Below are 20,672 nucleotides of genomic sequence, written 5' to 3'. Positions count from 1 at the left end.
GCCCCTGCCCCAAAGGGGGGATGGGACAGGGGCTCCCGGGAGCCCGGTCATTGGCGGATGACCGGGTTTGTTGCGCTCAACGCAGCAAGCCTGCGAAAGCGGTCACGCCAGGTGTTACTCGCCGCCGCCGCCGCCCGGAGTGCCGCCGCCGGTCGACGGCTGCGCCACGGCCAGGGCCAGGCTGTTGGCCTGCAGGTTGCCGGTGCCGGAGGCCACGTTCACGCCGATGTTGCCCGACGCATTGGAGAACGCACTGCCGGACAGGCCCGCGGTGTTGGTCGCATTGACCGCCACCCAGCGCGAGGTCCGCACGGTGCCACTCAGGCTGGCGTAGAGGTCGGCCACGCCCAGTTCGACGAACTGGCTGGTGCCTTCCTCGTCCGTGTCGAAGGCGATGCCGCCCACGCCGTCACGGTACGGGTTGTCGGTGGCGTTCTGGATCTCGTTGTCCAGGTCGATGTGGCCGGTGCTGTCACCGCTGGTGTGCGGCAGCGCGCCATCCCAACTGTCGAGGTAGTAGTTGTCCTGCTGGTAAGCGTTGCCGGTACCTTCATAGGTACCTGCACCGAAGGCCAGCGTGGCACCTGCCACACGACCGCGCAGGCTGACTTCAGTGGTGTCACTGAAGCGCTGCACGTAGCCGGCGTTGGACACCGAGTTGCCACTGGAGACCTGGTTGGACGAGATGCTCGACTGCGCCATCGCGGCGGTGGCGACCGAGGCGGCCAGCGCGTTCTTCTGCGCGTTGTTGTTGCCCGAAGCCACGTTCACCCCGATGTTGCCCGACGCGCCGGAGAACGCGTTGCCACCCAGGCCGGCGGCGTTGGTGACGCCTTCGTTGAGGGTGGTGTTGCCGCCCACGGCCTGGTGGACGAACACTTCCGCATCGGCCATGCCGAAGCTGAAGGAGGCATCGGCCGCAGACAGCGAAGCGGCGTTGTCCTGTGCGTTGTTGTCACCGGCGGCGACGTTGAAGCCCAGGTTGCCCGATGCGCCGGACGCCACGTCATCGGAGATCGACGCGGTGTTGTCCAGCATCTCGTTGGAGGCTTCATTGGCGCTGATCGACTGACGGTTGTCGATGACCGCGATGGCGGCGGAGTCGAGATCGATGTCGCCGGTGATTTGCGGATCACCCGAGAAATTGATGTCCGAGCTCAGGCGCAGGTCCTTCTCCAGGTTCACGTCCACGCCGTGGTTGTTCTTTTCCTTGCGCTCGTCGGCCGAGATGTTGCTGGTCTCGTTGACCGATACGTCGCGGGTGTGGTCGACGTCGGAGTAGTCGACGTTGGAACGGCTGGTGTTGGTCGTGGTGCTGGAGTACCGCACGTTCGAGGTGGTGTTGGCGGTGTTGTCGGTGGTGCTGGTGTTGTTGGTGGTATTGGTGTTGTTGGTGGTATTGGTGTTGCGGGTGGTGTTGCGCACCACGTTGCGGGTGTCGTTCACCGTGTCCGTATCGGTGTCGGTATTGCTGGTCACGTTGTTGCGGGTGACATTGCGGGTGTCGTTCAACGTCCAGTTTTCATTGACGTTGTGGTTGTGGTTGATGGTGGCGCTTGCGTTCTGGTCATCCGCCGCGTGTGCGGTGGCGACCACGCCAGCGATGGCCATGGCGAGTACAGTCCCTTTAACGATCGCTTTCATGGTGCCTTCTCTCTCATCAGTGGTGTAACGGGTGGGTACCACTCACGGGTTGCCGTGCACGGACATACCGAGGATGTTGGCCGTGTCATTTCCTGCGCCCGCGATTTGATTGAGTTGCAGGACACCGTCGAACCCCTGCATCGCCGACGCTGCCACGCCGACGCTGCGGGTGCCCGCGGCCAGGCCGTTGCCGGCCCTGCCCTGCCCCCCTGCTGACGCGGTCACGCTCGATTCGGCCAGGGCCTCATCGTCGGACTCGCGTATTCCTTCCCGGGCCAGCGTCGCGCGCACCATGTTCATGCTGGTGTTGGCGATGCCGCTGGTCTGGTTGATCGTTGCGATGCCATTGGCGTCCTGCAGGGCCTGGCCATCGAGGTGCGCGCTGGCGTGCAGCGGTCCGTCCAGCAGCACGCTGTTGCGCGATGAGGTGCTGCGCGCATCGATATCGACCCGGGCCTGGTTGCCTTGGGCCATGCCCACCAGGTTGGCCTGGGTGTTGATGTCACCGGCCACCTGGTTGACCGCGATGGCACCGCTGGCGCCGGCCAGCGCGCGGCCGTCGATGCGCGACTGGTTGAGGTAGCCGAGCATGCCGGCGTATTCGTCAGCCTGGGCCAGCGCCGGCAGCAGCATGGCGAGGAGCAGCAGCGCGCGCGTCTTCACTTGCCACCTGCCGGGGCGCCCATCGGGAACTGCGCCAGGGCGCCGCGCACCGTATCGCCGATGCCGCGCGTGGTGTTGCCGACCGCGCCCAGTGGGCCGCTCATCGCCCCGCTGATCTGGTTGCCGGAAATGATGCCGCCGTTGGAACTGCCGAGCCGGCCGACCGCCCCGCCCAGTGCGGTGCTGGTGACCCGTTCGACGGTGGTGGTGCCGGCATGCGGGGTGTGGACCGCCTGGCCTGCGCCGAGGCCAGCGAAGTCATCGTCGCTGAGTTCGGCCATGCCATTGGAGGTGCCCAGGGCGGCGCCCACTTCGCGCTGCGGCGACGGATCGGCGATCAGCGCCACGCCGGGAGGGGCGGGCCGGTAGGCGGTGCGGGTATGCACATCGCGCAGGAGCACGATCTCGCCGGGCTTCTGGGTGACGCCCTGGCGGGCACCGGAGGCATGCACCAGCACCGGGCATGCGGCCAGCGCGGCCACGCTGGCTACCAGGAACATCCTGCGCTTCGTGCTGCTGTCCATGCCGCTCTCCCGTTACGTATGGGGAGGGAGGTCGCAGCTTTCGTGCCAAGTGCGCAAGGCCCTGAAACAAAGGGATTCCGGCTGGAACCAGGGGCCCTGCTGGATGCCGACCTTTACACATCGTTCGAGCGCAGCATGCGCCTGAATCCGCAGGGAGGCCCGCTGCGCCTGGCCGGCGCTGGGGTGTAACAGACCTGTTACAGGTCATGACACAACCGCGTACGCCCCCGCTTCAGGTATCGGCCCTGCCTCGGGAGTGACGGCCGGCCGTCAACCCGTGTGTCGGGTGGGTGCTTTGGGTGGCTGCTTTGGTGGGGGCTCTGGTGGGTGCTCTGGTGGGGGCTTTGGTGGGGGCTCTGGTGGGTGACGACCGTTGGTCGTCACGCTCTTGCCTTGGAGCAGTGACGACCAACGGTCGTCACCCACCAGATCGCATGATCCACCAGATCGCATCACCCATCCGGTCGCCCGGCCATTGACGGCCAGCGGCCGTCACTACCTATGCGCGGCCCTCACGCCCGTGGCGCGGGGTCCGGGTCATCGATACCCACGTTGGTCGATGGGTTGTCGTACACGCTCTGGTCCAGCAGCCCGGTCTCCTTGGCCACCAGCACCGGCACCAGCATCTGGCCGGTGACGTTGGTCATCGTGCGCATCATGTCCAGGATGCGATCGATCGCATACAGATAGCCGATGGTCTCCAGCGGCAGTCCGGCCGCGCTCAGCACCACCGTGGCCATCACCACCGCCGTGCCCGGCACGCCGGCGGTGCCGAAGCTGCCCAGCACCGAAGCGATCAGCACGATCAGGTACTGCTCCGGCGACATCGGCACGCCGCTGTACTGCGAAATGAACACCGCGCACAGCGCCGGGTAGATCGCCCCGCAGCCATCCATCTTGATGCTGGCCCCCAGCGGCACCGCGAACGAACCGTAGTCCTTGTTGACGCCCAGGTTGTGGGTGATCGAACGCAGCGCCACCGGCATCGCCGCGAAGCTGGACGAGCTGACGAAGGCCACCTGCATGCCCGGCGCGGCACCGCGGAAGAACTTCAGCGGATTCAAGCCATGCGACAACAGCAGCGCGCTGTACACCACCACAATGTGCAGCGCGCAGGCGATGTACAGGGCCAGCACGAAGTTGCCCAGCGGCAGCAGTTTCTCGAAGCCGTAACTGCCGACCAGCCCGGCGATCAGGCCGAAGGTCCCGATCGGAGTGACTTCCAGCACGAAGCGGGTCACCTGGATCATGATCTCGCTCATCTGCCCGACCAGCTGGCGGGCCTGGCCGACCTTCTCGCCGAGCTTGACGATGGCAAAGCCGACCAGCCCGGCGAAGAAGATCACCGGCAGGATCGAACCGCGACCCGCGGCCAACACGGTTTCGCCGGCCGCATTGACCCGCGTACCGATGCCACTCAGCGCGTAGAACACGTTGGACGGCACCACGTCCAGCAGGACCTGCACCACGCTGGGCACTTCGCGCGGCACGTAGTTGTGGGCCATCGCCAGCTGCAGGCCACCGGTGCCGGGCTGCATCACCGTGCCCACCAGCAGGCCGATGCCCACCGCCAGCGCGGCGGTGATGACGAACCACAGGAAGGTGCGGCCACTGAGCGCGGCGACCGATTTCTGCCCGTGCAGCGAAGAGATCGCATTGATGACCGCGAAGAACACCAGCGGCACCGCGATCATCTTGATCAGGGTCACGTACAGCTCGCCCAGCGGGCCGAACCAGGTTTCAGCCGCCGGCCCCATCAGCCAGCCGGCCAGGGCGCCAATCACGAAGCCTGCGACCACGCGTTGCCAGAACGGGATGCGCAGCCAGGCAGAGACCAGCTTCATGGAAATTCCAGGGGGAGAGAACAATGCTCGCACCTTAGCCCAAGCGGGCCCGGCGTACGACCAGCCTGCGGACAAATCAGCGTGTCATCGGCATGCCTTGTCCACCCGGTCATAATGAACACCTGTTTCGTTTCGTGAGGACGCGCTGTCCATGATCCGTACCACCTCCCTGCTCGCCGCCACCGCCGCCACCCTGCTGCTGGGCGCCTGTTCCAGCACGCCGCAGGCATCCAGCCCGGCCGGCCTGTCGATCACGGTACCCACCGTGGCCCACCCGGATGGCGAGACCCCGCAGTGGTGGTACCGCAGTGGCGCGGCCCAGGCGGCCGGCAATGGCGCCATGAACGGCAAAGCCAGGAACGTCATCCTGTTCCTTGGCGATGGCATGAGCCTGACCACCGTGGCCGCCGCGCGCATCTTCGAAGGCCAGCGCAAGGGCGCATCCGGTGAGGAGAACCTGCTGTCCTGGGAGCACTTCCCGGCCACGGCATTCAGCAAGACCTACAACGTCGATTCGCAGACCCCGGATTCGGCCGGCACCATGACCGCCATCACCACCGGCGTGAAGACCCACATGGGCGCCATCGGGGTCAGCGCCGGCAAGCGTCCAGACTGCGCCGACAGCCTGCAGAAGGGCCTGCTGAGCTGGCTGCAGCTGGCCGACAGCGCCGGCATGGGCACCGGCATCGTCACCACCGCACGACTGACCCACGCCACCCCGGCGGCCACCTACGCGCATTCGCCGGAACGCAACTGGGAAAACGATGCCGACCTGAGCGAAGAGGCCAAGGCCGCCGGCTGCAAGGACATCGCCCAGCAGCTGCTGACCACCTCGCGCTTCGGCCGCGGCCCGCAGGTGATCCTGGGCGGTGGGCGCGGCGAGTTCACCACGGTGGAAGAGCGCGATCCCGAGTACGACGACAAGGTCGGCCAGCGCCTGGATGGGCGCAGCCTGGTCAGCGAATGGCAGCAGGCCAACCCGCAGGGTGCCTACGTCTGGAATGCCGACCAGCTGAAGGCGGCGGCCAACGCGCCGGCGATCTTCGGCTTGTTCGAACCGGACCACATGCAGTACGAATACGAACGCGCCAACGATGCCGGCGGTGAGCCGAGCCTGGCCGAACTGACCCGCACCGCCATCGCCAACCTGTCCCGGGAAAAGCAGGGCTACGTGCTGATGATCGAAGGGGCGCGCATCGACCACGCCAACCACAGCGGCAATGCCTACCGTGCCCTGACCGATACCGTGGCGATGTCCGATGCGGTGCGCGTGGCCACCGAAATGACCCGCGACGAGGACACCCTGATCATCGTCACCGCCGACCACTCCCACACCCTGAACTTCGTCGGCTACCCGGCACGCGGCAACCCGATCCTGGGCAAGGTGAAGGACAAGGGCGGCGAAGACGGGCTGGGCGCGCTGGACCTGGCCCGCGACGGTGGCGGCCAGCCGTATACCACGCTGAGCTACGCCAACGGCCCTGGCTTCACCGGCGCCACCAACCAGCAGCCGGCCGGTGCCAAGCGCTACCCGCACAACCCGTCCAGCTTCGACCCGGCCACCGGCCGCCCGGACCTGACCGCGGTGGATACCGAGCATCCGGACTACATGCAGGAAGCGCTGGTACCGGGCAAGAGTGAATCGCACGGCGGCGAAGACGTGGGCATCTGGGCGCGCGGTCCGGGCAGCAAGGCGATCCGCGGCACGCTGGAACAGAACGCGATCTACCACATGATCGTGCAGGCCACCCCGCGCCTGCGCGAGCGCCTGTGCCAGGCCGGCACCTGTGACGCCAATGGCGTTCCGGTGGAATTGCCGGCGCCGGCCAAGTTCGAGCGCAACACGCCCGCCCCGTAAGCGCGCAGCGGGACTGGAGCAATACGAAGGCGGCGACCATACTGGTCGCCGCCTTTTTTCGTGCTGCCCATGCCCCTGTTCCCTGCCCTCGCCGCTGTCGACACCCCCCTGCTGGTCGGTTACAGCGGTGGGCTGGATTCGACCGTGCTGCTGCACTGGCTGCAGCGGTCGGCTGCAGCGGCGGGCGTGGGCGTGCGCGCCGTGCATGTGCACCACGGGCTGCAGGCCGCGGCCGATGACTGGGCGCTGCACTGCCAGCAACAGTGCGACGCACTGGGCGTGCCGCTGCATATCCACCGCGTCAACGTGGATCTGCGCGCCGGCACAGGCATGGAGGCCGCCGCACGACAGGCCCGGCGTGCCGCGTTCGCTGCCGAACTGCGCGACGGCGAGACGCTGGCCCTGGCCCAGCACCAGGATGACCAGGCCGAAACCTTCCTGCTGCGTGCCCTGCGTGGTTCCGGTGTGGATGGGCTGGCGGCGATGGCGGCCGATTCGATACTTGGCACACATCGGCTGTGGCGGCCGCTGCTGGAGGTTCCGCGCAGCGCGCTGCTGGCCTACGCCGAGCAGCATGCACTGCCCTGGATCGAGGACCCCAGCAACGCCGACGACGGCCCGGACCGCAATTTCCTGCGCCTGCACGTGCTGCCGCTGCTGCGCCAGCGCTGGCCGCATGCCGGCCAGGCAGTGGCCGCCAGTGCCGCGCTGTGTGGCGAGACGCGGCGGATGCTGGACGAAGAGGACGAGGAGCTGCTGCAGCATCTGCAGGTGGCATCGCGCGTGCTGTCGGTGGAGCTGCTGCGGCAGGTATCACCGCAACGCCGTGCCCGCGTGCTGCGGCGCTGGGTGCTGGCCCATGGCGTACCCGCGCTGCCGTCCCGGGTAATGTCCCAGCTGGAGCACGAACTGCTGCCTGCTGCGCCGGATCGTGATGCGCAGGTGCGCTGGCAGCAGTACAGCATCCGCCTGTGGCGCGGCCACTGGTACCTGTTGCCGGCCGAGTTGCCGCAGCTGCCGGCCGGCTGGCAGGCGACGTGGGATGGCCGCGTACCGCTGGCGCTGCCCGATGGCGGCCAACTCCGGTTGCAGGGCGCGGCGGCATTCGAGACACCGATGCAGGTGACGGGCCGGCAAGGCGGTGAACGCATCCAGCTGCCCGGCCGCCACCACCAGCACGCACTGAAGGACTGCCTGCAGCGTGAACACCTGGCCCCGTGGAGACGCCGCCAGCTGCCGCTGCTGTTCGCCGATGGCCAGCTGCAGGCCGCTGCCGACGTGGTGCTGTCCGCGCCGCTGCAGGCCTGGCTGCAGCAGCACGATGCCCAGCTGAACTGGCGTCCGGGCGGTTGGTGAATTGACCCCTGCGCGCGGGCCGTCCACACTTGTCGCATGGCTAAGAAAACCCCCGAAAACGCCTCCCCGGTAGCCCAGTTCGAGCAGTCGCTCGAGTCGCTGGAGCAGCTCGTAGAGCAGATGGAAACCGGAGAGCTCAGCCTGGAAGCTTCGCTCAGCGCCTACGAACGCGGCGTCGGCCTCTACCGCCAGTGCCAGCAGGCGCTGGAACAGGCCGAACTGCGCGTGCGCCTGCTCACCGATCCGGCCCAGCCGGAAAACGCAGAGCCCTTCGATCCGCCTTCCAATGACGCTTGAAGCGAGCTTCGCGCGCCTGCGCGATCGCATCGAAAGCCAGCTCGACGCTGCCCTGCCCTCGCCCGCCGACGCCCCGCGCCGACTGCACCAGGCCATGCGCCATTCGGTGCTGGGCGGCGGCAAGCGCATGCGTCCGCTGCTGGTCCATGCGGCCGGTGAAGTGTTCGGCACCGACCCGCACCGGCTGGACGCCCCGGCGATGGCGGTGGAACTGATCCACGCCTATTCGCTGGTGCACGACGACCTGCCGGCGATGGACGACGACGCCCTGCGTCGGGGCAAGCCGACCACCCACATCGCCTTCGACGAAGCCACCGCGATCCTCGCCGGTGATGCCCTGCAGACCCGCGCCTTCAGCCTGCTGGCCGAAGCGGCGCTGCCGGCGGAACTGCGCGTGGCCTGCCTGCAGTCGCTGGCCCACGCCGCCGGCGCGGCCGGCATGTGCGGCGGTCAGGCACTGGATATCGATGCCACCGGTCAGCTGCAGTCACTGGAGGCCTTGACCCGCATGCATGCGCTGAAGACCGGTGCGCTGATCCGCGCTGCGGTGCGCATGGGCGCATTGTGCGGCCACGCCCCGGAGGCGGATCTTGCCCGCCTGGATCGCTTCGCCGATGCGCTGGGCCTGGCCTTCCAGGTACGCGATGACATCCTGGACGTGGAGGCCAGCTCCGAACAGCTCGGCAAGACCGCCGGCAAGGACGCCGCGCAGGACAAATCCACCTTCCCGGCCCTGCTGGGCATGGATGGCGCCAAGGCCAAGCTGGCCGAACTGAGCGCGGTGATGCAAGACGCCTTGGCCGCCTACGGCGAAGAAGCCAACGCCCTGCGCGCCCTCGGCCGCCTGGCCATAGAACGCGACCACTGACGCCCCCCCCTGGTGGGTGACGACCCCCCTGGTGGGTGACGACCTCCTTGGTGGGTGACGACCGTTGGTCGTCACGCTTCCGCCTTCCGCTGCGCTCGCCGAGCATGGCTCGGCGCTACCCCGCCTTCGGTAGTGACGGCCGCTGGCCGTCAAGCTCCGCCTTGGTGGGTGACGACCGTTGGTCGTCACGCTTCACCACCCGGTCCATAATGCCCGACACCCCGCCAGCACCCCCTAGCGAAAGGACGCCTAGCATGCTGAGCCAGCACTTCCTGTTCTTCTTTGCCATGCTCGGCGCCTTCATGGGGCTCGGCCTGGCCAGCGTTCTCTGGTGGCGCGCCAAGGGCGAACCCACCCAGCGCTGGCTGTCCCTGCTGGTGCTGGCGGTCGGCGTGCGCACCGGCAAATCCGTGGTCTTCCATTTCTGGCCGGATATCCCACGCATCGCCCTGCAGCTCGGCCTCACCGCCTGTTTCCTGATCGGGCCCTGCCTGTACTTCCTCATCCGCTCCACCCAGGGCAACACGCCCGCCGCCCGCCGCGTGGACCGCTGGCATATCACCGCGCTGGTCATCATCACCCTGGCGGTGAACCTGTTCCTGCCCTACACAGGCAACGATGTGCTGTGGCGCAACCTCATCACCCCCGGCATCAATCACGCCTGGCTGGCCTACCTGCTGCTGGCCACCGCCGAGGTCTACCGCCATCGCCCGCGTTTGGCGCGAAGCCCCTCCGGCCCGCTGTTGCTGGGCGCGCTGGTCGGCATCTGGTTGATCTGGACCGCCTACTACACCGCCGGTTACACCTCCTACATCGTCGGCGCGCTGTGCTTCACCTTCGTGCTGGCGTCCAGCGTGCTGGTCTACCTGCGGCTGCGCTCCGGGCAGGCCCCCATCGAGCCCTACCAGGACCGCCGCATCCCAACCGACGAAGCAGCCACGCAGCTTAAGGCGCTGGCCGAACTGATGGCCCGCGAGCGCCTGCACCTGGATCCCAGCCTGACCCTGCCGCGCCTGGCGCGTCGCATGGGCGTGCCGCAGACCCGGCTGTCGCAGGTCCTCAACGCCGACAACCAGACCTCGTTCAAGCAGTACCTGGCGCAGCTGCGGGTGGCCGAAGCCAGGTCGCTGCTGCTGCAGGTGCCGGTGAAGCCGCTGGAAATCGTCGCCTCCGAAGCCGGCTTCCAGTCGATGTCGACCTTCCACAGCGCGTTCAAGAAGCACGAGGGCATCACCCCCGCCGCCTACCGCAGCCGCGCCACCGACTCCGGAAACGCATTCCAGCACTCCTGAAACACGACGCAATACCTTGATCTGAAAGGGATCACCTAACGTGCGGACTCCTTCCCGTGAGTCCGCACCATGTACACATCCCGCTTCATCCGCCCCTTGCTGATGGTGCTGCTGGCCGCCTGCCTGGGCGCGGTCAGCACGGTCCAGGCGGCCACCCCGCAGCGCATCCTGTTCGTACTCTCCAGCAGCAAGGTCCACGGCAGCTCCGCGCTGCCGGCCAGCGTCAGCTTCGGCGAAGTTGTCCACGCATGGGATGTCTTCCACGAAGCCGGGTATGCGGTGGATTTCGTCTCGCCCGATGGCGGGCCCGTGCCGATCCTGGATGCCTACGTGAGCGACGAGGTGGCCGCCCGCCAGCAGGACCCGCGCATCATGTCCGGGTTGCGCAACACCACCACGCCCGCCCGGATTGATCCGTCCCTGTACCGCGCCGTGTACTACGTCGGCGGCAGCAACGCCATGTACGGCGTGGCCGAAAACCCGCAACTGCAGCGCATCGCCGTGCATGTCTACGAGCGCAACGGTGGGGTGGTGTCGGCCGTCTGCCACGGCACCGCCGGCATCGTGGACCTGACCCTCAGCGGCGGCCAGAGCCTGCTCGCTGGCAAACGCATCACCGGCTATCCGGAACAGCACGAACAGCAGGATGCGGCCTACTTCAAGCAGTTCCCGTTCCTGATCGGCCAGACCGTCACCGCACGCGGCGGCACCTTCAGCGCGATCGACAGCGAACAGCCGTACGTCCAGGTCGATGGGCGCGTGGTCACCGGCCAGAACTACGCCTCGGCCGCGCCGGTGGCCAAGGCCGTGGTGGAGGTGCTGCGCGGCGGGCGCGCCGAGGTGGAGCAGGTCATGCAGAAGGTCATGCAGGCGTTCGAAGCCGGCGACGCCAACCGGATGTTCGAGGTCCTGCGACGCGATGGCGTCGTGCTCGGCTACTCCGAAGGCCAGCGCCGCGTGGTCACCCAGGACGCCGAGGAATGGGCCACCGGCTTTACCGGCGTGGCCGCCGACGAAGACCAGCGCTTCCGTCGCTACGAAATCCTGGACGTCAGCGAAAACGCCGCCGTGGTGAAACTGACCCTCGATTACCCCCGCTGGAAGGGGCTGGACTACCTGGCGCTTTCCCGTATCGACGGCACCTGGATGGTCGTCTCCAAGTCCTGGTCAGGCCAGGTCACACCCTGAATGCTTCAACCAACGCGCTTCACCACACACCCACCGTCGAGAATCCTCATGAAGACCCTTATCCGATCCGTTGCACTCGCAGGCAGCCTGCTCTTGCTGCTGCCCAGCTACGTCATGGCACAGGCCAGCGACCGTGAGGCCGTCGACCAGGTCATGCAGACCTTCATGCGCGCCTACCCCACTGCCGACAACGCGCTGGCCAGGCAGGTCTTCCGCAGCGACGGGGTGATGATCGGCTACTCGGCCGCCCGCGGCAGCGGCCTGGCCACGCGCACCGGGGAACAGTTCGCCGAAGGCTTCAACGGCAAACCGGCCGCCAACGAAGCACTGCGCAGGCGCAGCTATGAAATCGTTGACATGGCGCAGAACCTGGCAGCGGTCAGGGTCACGCTGGACTACCCCGGCTGGGACGGCGTCGACTACGTCGTGCTGCTGAAGACCGACGGCAAGTGGATGATCATGAGCAAATCATGGACAGGCCAGGCCAAACCCTGACCGTCGGTGGGTGACGGCCTTCGGTGGGTGACGACAGTTGGTGGGTGACGACCGTTGGTCGTCACGCTCCTGACCCTCACAACTTCATGTTCAACCCCACATACACCGAACGCCCTGCAGCAGGGGAAAACATCGGCTGCGCCTGCTCCCAGAAGAAGCTGTCATACCACGCATACGCGTACTCCCGGCCGGTGGCATTCTTCACCTGCAGGTCCACGCTCCATGCGGGAGTGATCTGGTAGCGCGCGCTCAGGTCCAGCACCGCGAAGCCGCCGAACTTGCCCGCCACGTTGCGTTCTTCCAGGTAGTAATCGCCCTGCGCACGCGCCTGCAGGCCCAACTGCAGCGCATCGCTGGCCTGGTAATCCACGCCGACGTTGCTGATGTAGCGCGGGGTGGCAGCCACTTCGCGGCCCTGCAGCGAAAGGGCCGCATCACGATCATCGCGGGTGATCTTTGCTTCCTGATAGGCATGCGACGCCCACAGCGTCCAGTTGTCGCCCCACTGCGTGCTGATCTGCGCATCCACGCCGCGACGGCGCGTCTTGCCCAGCGTCACCGTCGTGCCCGTGGCCGGCATGTTCGACACCTCGTTGGCCGCGTCCTGCTGCCACACCGCGATGCGTGCCTGGCTGCCCCCGAACGGACTGAAGTTCAGGCCCAGCTCCATGCCGGTGTTGGTCGAGGGACGCATCGCCGCCTGCCCTGGCGTCAGGTACGCAGGCGCGGTGGAGCCGGTCAGCACCTGGAAGGTGCGGCCCCAGTTCGCATACACGTTGGTGTCCTCCGCCAGCGCGTAGACCACGCTCAGCTTCGGCTGTTCGATGGTGCCGTAGCGCTGCAGCGGGCCGGTGACGCCGCCGGGCAGCCGGGTATCGCCGTCGAAGCGGTCCACGCGGTACGCCGGCACGATCTTCAGCGGCTCGATCGGCTGGTAGATCGCCTGTACGTGGGCGCCCCAGTTGTCGAACGTATGCCGGTCATCATTCTGGATGCGCGCCGGAGCGCTGTTGAAATCGGTCGGCTCGCTGTAGCTGAAGCGTTGGCGCTGGTAGCCGTTGTCCTGGTGTTCGTAGTTCACCCCACCTTCCACGGTAAGGCTGTCCCTGGCATGCCAGGTGAGCGTGGTCAGCATGCCGGTCTGCTTCTCGTCCCACACCCGGCGCTGGCGCGGCGCATTGCCGGTGGGCAGGTCGCTGAAGGTCACCCGACGGTCGTCTTCATAGCGGTTGTAGTACAGCTTGCTGCCCAGGAACAGGGAGTCGGCCAGCTTCAGGTCCAGATGCACGCCTACCTGCTGCATGTCGCGCACATCGCGGTCATTGAGGTTGCGGCGCTGCGAACCGCGCCGGTCGCTTCGCAGCTCGTCGGCAGTCATGAAACCGGGTTCGTCAGCAATGTGGTGATAGGCGCGCGCGGTCAGCCCGATGCGCATGCCGTCTTCAAGATTCCCATGGAACCACTTGCCACCCAGCGCGTATTTTTCGGAGCTGTCGTGGTCACGGTAGCCATCGGAGGCCTGGGTGCCGACGAAGAAATTTTGCGCGAATCCATCGCGCTCGCGGCCGACCGCCAGCTGCGCATCGCGCGTGTTGTAGCTGCCATGGCCGAGCCGGGCATCGGTATAGTTGCCGCCCTGCCGCGTACCGAAGTTCACGTTGCCACCGATGTTGTGCAGCCCGTAACGCGGATCGTTGGTACCGCGCACCACCTCGATGAAGCTGATCTCCAGCGGGAACAACATGTCGATGAAGCGCTGGTTGCCACTGTTGACGTTGCTGGGCACACCGTCGATCAGGGTCTTGATGGCATTGAGGTAGCCCTCGCCGTTGAAGGCGCGGAAGCTCACCTTGCCCGACTCCGCACCCTGCCGGGTTTCGGTCAGCTGGATGCCGGGCATCTGCCCCAGCAGCTCCCAGCTGTGCGACACATTCTTGTCCTCGATCTGGTCCGCACCCAGCACGTCCACCGAGGTCAGCACCTGGTGCGCGGTGAGCTGGCCGTCGGTGTGCTGGTGGACATCCACCTTGCCCAGGGTCAGGGCGGAGCTGGAGGACTGCGCGCGCGACTCGGGCGCGAACAGGATGGCCGCCGTGGCAGCGACCAGAGCTTGGATCTTCATGGGGTGGAAACGCCTGATGCGGAAGGGGACAAGGTCGCGAGCGGAGCAATGTTACAGAATAACATTACATTTCGACCAGTCCCCCCACCGGGCGATGTACTGGCCGCTGCCCCCGCCTTACCATCGCAGGCTCGCCATTCCGTACAGAGAGCACCCGCATGGCCCACGTCCACGTCACCTCAACCGGCAGCAACTTCGCCCACCGCATCAGCAGCGGCCGGCACACGCTGCTTGCCGATGAGCCCGCGGCACTGGGAGGCCAGGATCAGGGCATGGCCCCGTTCGACCTGTACCTCTCCGCGTTGGCCGCGTGCACCGCCATTACCCTGCGCATGTATGCCGAGAAGAAGGGCTGGGAGCTGGGCGAATTCAATGCCGAGCTGAGCTCCACGCGGGACGCGGCAGGCAAGCTGCTGGTGCATCGCACGCTGCGCGCATCTGCCAGCGTGACCGACGCCCAGTGGGCGCGCCTGCTGGACGTGGTGGAGCGCACCCCGGTGACGCTGGTGATGCGCGAAGGCGCCACCATCACCAGCGAACGCGGCTGACCGGCAGCGCGCGCGGATTACCCGGCGTAGGCCACCCAGCCCCTGAAACTGAAGGCGGCGTAGAACAGCTCCACCGTGCCGAAGCCAGCCTCGTGCAGCAGCGCCACGTCCTGCTCCGGTGACAGCGCGGGCAGCAGTCGGGCCATGCTGTCCACGGTGTGCGCCACGTCCAGCGCGATCCCCGATGAGGCCGAGAATGCGGCAAAGCGCTGCAGCCAGCGGCCCTTCTGCGCGTCATCCTGCGGATAGCTGTGATGTGCCACCACCAGCGTCGCGCCTGGTTTCAGCCGGCGCCGCATTGCTTTCAGCGTGTGCAGTCGCTGCTCGGCCGGCAGGAAATGCAGGGTCAACAGGCAGGCCGCGCCGTCGCATACTTCTTCGGGCGCGTCGTCGATGTAGCCCTCGGTGAACGCCACGCGCGATGCCAACGGCCCCAGCCTCTGGCGCGCCATGTCCAGCATCGGTGCAGACGGATCGACAGCGCGGAAATGCCACCCGGGCTGTGCCTCGTTGAAGGCGCGCAACTCCATCCCACCGCCCGCGCCGAGCACCAGCACCGTGCCGTCTGCCGGCACGCGTTCTTCCAGCAACAGGCGCGCCATGCGGTGCATGTCCAGCAGGCCCGGTACCTTCTGCATCGCACCTTCTGCATAGCCTGCAATGGCGTGGGGATCGGAAAACATGCGCGCCTGCCTCGTCGATTTGACCTGTGGCGCTAAAGGTAACATCATTAGTTACATGAAACGCGACAGCCGACTTTCCGCCGTCCTGCATGCCCTGCTGCACATGGCCGAGCAACCTGGACCGATGACCTCCGACGCGCTGGCGACCTGCCTGGGCACCCATCCGGTGGTGGTCCGCCGCACCATGGGCCTGCTGCGCGAAGCCGGGCTGGTCGCCGCCGTGCGCGGCCACGCCGGCGGCTGGCGCATCAAGGCGGACCTGAGCAAAGTGAGCCTGCGCCAACTGCACGACGCGCTGGGCGAGCCGGCCTTGTTCGCCGTTGGCAACCGACACGAAAACCCCGAGTGCCTGGTCGAACAGGCCGTCAACGCCGCCCTGGACGATGCCTTCGTCCAGGCAGAAGCGCTGCTGCTGGAGCGTTTTGCGGCGGTGTCACTGGCCGATCTCGCCGCCGACTTCAAACGCCGTCACGCCCACCATCTGCGGAGCAAGCATCCATGAACACCCAGGACGTCATCATCATCGGCGGCAGCTACGCCGGCATGGCTGCGGCCCTGCAGCTGGTACGTGCCAGGCGGCGCGTGCTGATCATCGACGCAGGCAAGCGACGCAACCAGGCGGCCGCCGATTCGCACGGCTTCCTCAGCCAGGATGGCGCCGACCCGGCCGAGATCGCCCGCATCGCACGCCAGCAACTGCAGGCCTACCCCACCCTCACCTGGGTGGAAGACGTAGCCTTGGATGCATCGGGAACGCGCGACGCCTTCAGCGTGGCCACCGCAGCATCCGGCACCTTCAGCGCCCGTCGTCTGCTGCTGGCTACCGGCGTATCGGACGAACTGCCCTCCATCGACGGCATCCGCGAGCGCTGGGGAAAGAGCGTATTCCACTGCCCCTACTGCCATGGCTATGAGCTGGATCAGGGCGAGATCGGGGTGATTGCCGCGGTGCCGATGTCGATCCACCAGGCGCAGTTGCTGCCCGAATGGGGCACCGTTACGTTCCTGCTCAACGAGGCCATCGAACTGGATGCGGCGGCGCGCGAGGAACTTGTTGCGCGTGGAGTGCGCATCGAAGAAACGCACATCGCGCGTATCGAAGGACACGCCGATGTGGTGCTGGCGGACGCGCGACGGCTGTCTTTTGCGGGGCTGTTCACCGCCCCGCTCAACGCGCCTTCCACGCCGATCGCGCAGACGCTGGGCTGTGCGCTGATGGAGACACCGATGGGTACCCAGCTGCAGACCAGTGATGCCAAGGAGACCAGCGTTGAAGGTGTGTTTGCCTGCGGCGACGTTGCGCGCATGCCGCACTCGGTTTCACTGGCCGTGGCGGATGGCGCGTGGGCGGGGGCGCAGATCCATCGGACGCTGGTGTGGCCTACGGCGGGGTGATGTTTGGACTCCTAAGTGGACCGGCATAAAAAAACCATCATTCGTTGCGGCTCGTCCACTGCCGCAAACACCGGCGTTGAAGGACCGCCGTGCCGAATCCGCGCCGTCCGCCCCGCTGCGCGGCGCCGAAGCTCCTTTCCCATCAGGAAAGGAGGATCGGGCGCCGCCCCGCTGTCATGCCTACGCCCTGTTACTGCGGCAATGCGTAGGCCACCACGAAGTTGCCGCGTGGGGTATGCATGAAGTGGTGGCCGGTTGCCGTGATCACCACGTATTCCCTGCCCCCTGCCTCGTAGACCATCGGCATCGCCTGGCCACCGGCCGGGAGCGGAGCAGACCAGACGGTTTTGCCGGTGGTGATGTCGATGGCACGGATCAGGTCATCGGTTGCCGCCGCAATGAAGACCAGGCCGGACCTGGTGACCACCGAGCCGCCGTTGTTCGGCGTGCCGATGACGATGGGCAGCCCCGTGGGCAGGCCGAAGGGACCGTTCTTGCGGGCCGTACCCAACGGTCGATCCCACACGGTACGACCGTCGCGCACATCGATCGCGCGGATACCGCCGTAAGGCGGCTCCTTGCACAGCATGCCGGTGAACTTCATCTGCCAACCCGCATTGACGTCCACGGCAACCGGAAGGCCTTCCTGCGGATCGCCTGCGCCTTCGCCATGCGCCTTGTAGCCGGGATCGTTGATGATCTGCGGAGCCTTCCACCCCAGCTTGTCCGCCTCTGCACGGCTGACCAGCCGGGTGTAGTTGGGCATGTCGTTGTAATTGGCGATGATCAGGCCGCGTGCCGGATCAAGCGCCACGCCACCCCAGTCCGAGCCGCCGTTGTAGCCGGGATAGTTGATGATCGGCTTGTCCACGCTGGGCGGTGTGTACTGCCCGCGATAATCCGCCTGGTGGTATTGGATGCGGCAGGCCAGCTGGTCCAGCGGGGTCAGGCCCCAGGTCTTCTCCGGCGTCATGTCTCCCTTGGCCAAGCTGTTGAACAACGAGAACGGTTGCGTCTTTGAACGCGCGGCCGGCTCGAAGCCACCCTGCGGCACCGGTCGCTCTTCCACCGGGAACAGCGGCTTGCCGGTCTCGCGGTTCAGCACGTAGACGTCGCCACTTTTGGTCGGGAAGATCACCGCCGGGATGCGCGTGCCGTCTGCCTGCGGATAGTCGAACAGGGTCGGCGGTGAACCCGGATCGTTGTCCCACACATCGGCGTGGGTGTTCTGGAAGGTCCAGCGCGGCTGCCCGGTTTCCACGTCGAGCGCGGTCAACGAGGGCGAGTATTTCAGTTCTTCCGGGGTGCGCTCGGAGGAATAATAGTCGCCCGATGCATTGGCGACCGGCAGGTACACAAGACCCAGCTTGTTGTCGCCGGTGAAGGAGGTCCACACGTCCGGCGAGCCGCGCTTGTACACGTCCTCGCCGACGCGCGGCGCGGTATCCATCGGGGTTGCCGCATCCCATGCCCACTTCAGCTTGCCGGTGCGCACATCGTAGGCCTTGGTGACGCCGGAAGGACCATAAGCGCGCTGCCCATCGATGGTGGTGTGCCCGACGATCAGCGTATCGCGCACCACCGCAGGCGCCGAGGTAATGGCCACGTAACCCTGGTACACCTCGCCCATGCCTTCGGTGAGCTTCACTTCGCCGTTGCTGCCGAAGGAATCGCAGCGCTTGCCGTCACGCGCGTCGAGTTCGATGATGCGCGCATCCAGCGTGCCGACGATGATGCGGGTTGCGCAGGTTGCACCCGCAGTCACGGTGTCGGTGGCCGGTTCGGCGAAGTAAGCCAGCGAACGACAGGCCGGGGTGTAGGGCACTGCCTTGGACGTCACGCCGGGGTCGAAGGTCCATTTCGCTTTGCCCGTGGCAGCATCCAGTGCGTTCACCGTATTGAGGTAGCCGCACACATACAGAGAATCGCCGATTTTCAGCGGCGTGTTCTGCACGCCCCAGCGCGAATCACTCGGCACCTCGCCGACTTCCGCGGTCCATGCCACCGCGAGATTCTTCACGTTTGCAGGTGTGATCTGGCTGGCCAGCGAATAGCGCATGGCGGCCTGGTTGCCGCCGTAGGCGGGCCAATCGGCGGACGGCAAAGCGCTGTCCGTGCCGGCCCCGGTGGCGGCCTCGAAGGCATTGCCTGCAACGGCGGGTACATTCTCTGCTTCGGTCACACCCTGCGGTACGAAGGCCAGCCCGGTTGCGACCAGGAACGCGGCGACCAGCACACCGGTGACCGCCCCCGCCCTGCGCCGGGTCATGCGGGCATGCAGCGTAGGCAGCAGCAGCGAGAAGCCGATGGCAAGCACCAGCACCAGCGCAAAGCGCGGCACCCAGGCCCAGTAGCGTGAACCGGCCTCCCAGACGGTCCACGCCAGTGTGAGCAGGAACAAGGCGCCGAACCAGAGCGAGGCAGATGGCCGTCGCCGCGCCAGTCCCACGGCACTGCCAAGGCTGAGCAGCCCGGCGATGGCGTAGTACCAGTTGCCGCCCAACGCGATGAGCCAGATGCCGCCGCCGACCATGCACAGGCCGAACACGGCCAGGACCAGTGACAACAGCCACCGACCTGCGCGAACGAGGGGTTTTTCCGAGGAGTTCATTTCAGTTCCGGGAGAGAGGGGGACGCGTGCCTGGCGCCTGGATACCGGTGCAGGCGGGTCCCCGGGGGAGACCGGGTAAGCAGGCCGGGCGTCGCATTGGGCGCAGCGGGCCGCTTCGGGGGATGAAACGTTCTTTGCATAGCTATGCAAGACTACGCCCGCGAAAGTGAAAACCAAATCATCAAACGGTGCATCCATGTGTCCTGCAGGCTCGACATCGAACGGAAAACGGCGACCGCAGGTCTCTTCCTGGTCCGTGGCACGGTTGGCCGGCGTTTCCCAGTCCACGGTCTCCCGGGTCTTCACGCCCGGGGCGTCCGTGTCCCTGGCGGTGCGGGAGAAAGTCCTGGCCGCCGCGGACCAGCTCAAGTACCGGCCCAACGCGTTGCCGGCGATCCTGCAGACAGGCCGCTCAGGCCTGGTCGCGGTGGTCATGGGCGGCTTCTACAATCCGGTGTACGCAGGGATCCTCCACGGCATCACCGCCGCCCTGAAGGAACGTCGGCTGGAAGCGGTACTGGTCGATGCCGGCAGCGACGAGAACCTGGGGGATCGCGTCGATGACCTGTCGCGCTACCGGATCGATGGCGCCATCAGCGTACTGGCGGTGGGTTCGGCCAAGGTCGCCGCCCGGCTCGATCAGCTCGGCATTCCGGTAGTGGCGGTGAACTCCCGGCCGTTCGGCACGCTACGGGTGGTATCCACGTCGAACCGGACCATCGGCCGGGATGCTGCGGACGCGCTGGTGGACAGAGGCTGCACGCAGCTGGCGTATCTGGCCGGGCGCGATAACCCATCACAGCGCGAACGCGAAAGCGGCTTCAGCAAGCGCGTTGTCGCCCGCGGACTGCCCACACCGCAGCGCGCCGTGGCCGGATTCACCTATGAGGAAGGTTACGCCGCAATGAGGCAGCTGCTGACATCCGGGGCGCGGCCCGACGGGCTGTTCTGTGTGAACGACCTGGTGGCCATCGGCGCACTGGACGCCATCAGGACCGTGCCCGGGTTGCGCGTGCCCGAGGACATCCAGGTCATTGGCTGCGATGACATTCCCATGGCGGCATGGCAGCAGAACCGCCTCACCACATTTGCCCAGGACATGACCCTGCTCGGCCGCCAGTGCGTGGAAATGCTGGGCAATGACCCGCCTGCCAGCAGCGTAAGCGTACCGTCCACGCTGGTGCTGCGTGCGACTACCCGGACGCTGCTGCAGACACCGCAACAGATGCAGAGCAAGGCGCCGGCAGCGCAGTGACGGTTCACGCGGCCGGGTGGCGATGGATG

The 20,672-nt window shown here is 66.7% G+C and carries 18 protein-coding genes; 11 read left to right on the top strand and 7 right to left on the bottom strand.

What is annotated here, in order from left to right; translation table 11 throughout:
- Positions 1 to 114: 114 nt before the first annotated feature.
- The 4 genes from ACI2JH_RS16145 to ACI2JH_RS16130 all read right to left on the bottom strand — a co-directional run bounded on the left by ACI2JH_RS16145 (position 115) and on the right by ACI2JH_RS16130 (position 4,675).
- Positions 115 to 1,644, bottom strand: coding sequence for an adhesin (locus tag ACI2JH_RS16145; RefSeq protein ID WP_404736695.1), 1,530 nt, complete (start codon positions 1,642 to 1,644; stop codon positions 115 to 117).
- Between the two features lie 42 nt (positions 1,645 to 1,686).
- Entirely contained in the window at positions 1,687 to 2,277 is a 591-nt protein-coding gene (locus ACI2JH_RS16140) for a hypothetical protein (protein WP_101098349.1), read from the bottom strand.
- A 26-nt stretch (positions 2,278 to 2,303) separates the two neighbouring features.
- Positions 2,304 to 2,831, bottom strand: a complete 528-nt coding sequence (locus tag ACI2JH_RS16135; RefSeq protein ID WP_101098347.1) for a hypothetical protein — start codon at positions 2,829 to 2,831, stop codon at positions 2,304 to 2,306.
- Between the two features lie 512 nt (positions 2,832 to 3,343).
- Positions 3,344 to 4,675 carry a dicarboxylate/amino acid:cation symporter gene (locus tag ACI2JH_RS16130; RefSeq protein ID WP_404736694.1) on the bottom strand — a complete coding sequence of 444 codons (1,332 nt, stop codon included), beginning with the start codon at positions 4,673 to 4,675 and terminating at the stop codon, positions 3,344 to 3,346.
- A 151-nt stretch (positions 4,676 to 4,826) separates the two neighbouring features.
- Between ACI2JH_RS16130 and ACI2JH_RS16125 the strand changes: the two genes are divergently transcribed.
- From ACI2JH_RS16125 to ACI2JH_RS16095, 7 genes are all read left to right on the top strand, one after another.
- A complete protein-coding gene (locus tag ACI2JH_RS16125) occupies positions 4,827 to 6,533 on the top strand; it encodes an alkaline phosphatase (protein WP_404736693.1) in 1,707 nt (568 codons plus the stop codon).
- Between the two features lie 69 nt (positions 6,534 to 6,602).
- Positions 6,603 to 7,889 carry a tRNA lysidine(34) synthetase TilS gene (tilS, locus tag ACI2JH_RS16120; RefSeq protein ID WP_404736692.1) on the top strand — a complete coding sequence of 429 codons (1,287 nt, stop codon included), beginning with the start codon at positions 6,603 to 6,605 and terminating at the stop codon, positions 7,887 to 7,889.
- Between the two features lie 36 nt (positions 7,890 to 7,925).
- A complete protein-coding gene (locus ACI2JH_RS16115; RefSeq protein ID WP_101098317.1) occupies positions 7,926 to 8,186 on the top strand; it encodes an exodeoxyribonuclease VII small subunit in 261 nt (86 codons plus the stop codon).
- Positions 8,176 to 9,054 (top strand): farnesyl diphosphate synthase, encoded by an 879-nt coding sequence (locus ACI2JH_RS16110; protein WP_319277196.1) that lies wholly within the window; start codon positions 8,176 to 8,178, stop codon positions 9,052 to 9,054. Before ACI2JH_RS16115 ends, ACI2JH_RS16110 begins: the two co-directional genes overlap by 11 nt.
- A 254-nt stretch (positions 9,055 to 9,308) precedes the next feature.
- Positions 9,309 to 10,346, top strand: a complete 1,038-nt coding sequence (locus ACI2JH_RS16105) for a helix-turn-helix domain-containing protein (protein ID WP_319277194.1) — start codon at positions 9,309 to 9,311, stop codon at positions 10,344 to 10,346.
- 69 nt (positions 10,347 to 10,415) lie between these two features.
- Positions 10,416 to 11,534, top strand: a complete 1,119-nt coding sequence (locus ACI2JH_RS16100; protein ID WP_319277192.1) for a nuclear transport factor 2 family protein — start codon at positions 10,416 to 10,418, stop codon at positions 11,532 to 11,534.
- 48 nt (positions 11,535 to 11,582) lie between these two features.
- Positions 11,583 to 12,029 (top strand): nuclear transport factor 2 family protein, encoded by a 447-nt coding sequence (locus tag ACI2JH_RS16095; RefSeq protein WP_404736691.1) that lies wholly within the window; start codon positions 11,583 to 11,585, stop codon positions 12,027 to 12,029.
- A gap of 76 nt (positions 12,030 to 12,105) precedes the next feature.
- On the opposite strand, the gene ACI2JH_RS16090 is transcribed toward ACI2JH_RS16095, so the two are convergent.
- Positions 12,106 to 14,151: a TonB-dependent receptor gene (locus ACI2JH_RS16090; RefSeq protein WP_404736690.1), complete on the bottom strand. Its 2,046-nt coding sequence runs from the start codon at positions 14,149 to 14,151 to the stop codon at positions 12,106 to 12,108.
- A 158-nt stretch (positions 14,152 to 14,309) separates the two neighbouring features.
- Here ACI2JH_RS16090 and ACI2JH_RS16085 point away from each other — a divergent pair, with 158 nt between their 5' ends.
- On the top strand, positions 14,310 to 14,699 hold the full coding sequence (locus tag ACI2JH_RS16085; protein ID WP_404736689.1) for an OsmC family protein: 390 nt from the start codon (positions 14,310 to 14,312) through the stop codon (positions 14,697 to 14,699).
- Positions 14,700 to 14,716: 17 nt separating this feature from the next.
- On the opposite strand, the gene ACI2JH_RS16080 is transcribed toward ACI2JH_RS16085, so the two are convergent.
- Positions 14,717 to 15,382 carry a class I SAM-dependent methyltransferase gene (locus ACI2JH_RS16080; RefSeq protein WP_404736688.1) on the bottom strand — a complete coding sequence of 222 codons (666 nt, stop codon included), beginning with the start codon at positions 15,380 to 15,382 and terminating at the stop codon, positions 14,717 to 14,719.
- 55 nt (positions 15,383 to 15,437) lie between these two features.
- Here ACI2JH_RS16080 and ACI2JH_RS16075 point away from each other — a divergent pair, with 55 nt between their 5' ends.
- Together ACI2JH_RS16075 and ACI2JH_RS16070 are read left to right on the top strand one after the other, a co-directional pair.
- Complete coding sequence (locus ACI2JH_RS16075) at positions 15,438 to 15,884, top strand: Rrf2 family transcriptional regulator (RefSeq protein ID WP_404736701.1); 447 nt, start codon at positions 15,438 to 15,440, stop codon at positions 15,882 to 15,884.
- Positions 15,881 to 16,777 carry an NAD(P)/FAD-dependent oxidoreductase gene (locus ACI2JH_RS16070; protein ID WP_404736687.1) on the top strand — a complete coding sequence of 299 codons (897 nt, stop codon included), beginning with the start codon at positions 15,881 to 15,883 and terminating at the stop codon, positions 16,775 to 16,777. Before ACI2JH_RS16075 ends, ACI2JH_RS16070 begins: the two co-directional genes overlap by 4 nt.
- A 190-nt stretch (positions 16,778 to 16,967) precedes the next feature.
- Here the strand turns inward: ACI2JH_RS16070 and ACI2JH_RS16065 are convergent, their stop codons facing one another.
- Positions 16,968 to 19,388: a membrane-bound PQQ-dependent dehydrogenase, glucose/quinate/shikimate family gene (locus ACI2JH_RS16065; protein ID WP_404736686.1), complete on the bottom strand. Its 2,421-nt coding sequence runs from the start codon at positions 19,386 to 19,388 to the stop codon at positions 16,968 to 16,970.
- 196 nt (positions 19,389 to 19,584) lie between these two features.
- On the opposite strand from ACI2JH_RS16065, the gene ACI2JH_RS16060 reads away from it, so the two are divergent.
- Positions 19,585 to 20,643: a LacI family DNA-binding transcriptional regulator gene (locus ACI2JH_RS16060; protein WP_404736685.1), complete on the top strand. Its 1,059-nt coding sequence runs from the start codon at positions 19,585 to 19,587 to the stop codon at positions 20,641 to 20,643.
- Positions 20,644 to 20,672: the final 29 nt, after the last annotated feature.

This window comes from Stenotrophomonas sp. NPDC078853, from assembly GCF_044901215.1.
GTDB lineage: Bacteria > Pseudomonadota > Gammaproteobacteria > Xanthomonadales > Xanthomonadaceae > Stenotrophomonas > Stenotrophomonas lacuserhaii.
The sequence above is the reverse complement of the archived record's forward strand: the minus strand, read 5'-3'. Positions and strand labels throughout refer to the sequence as shown.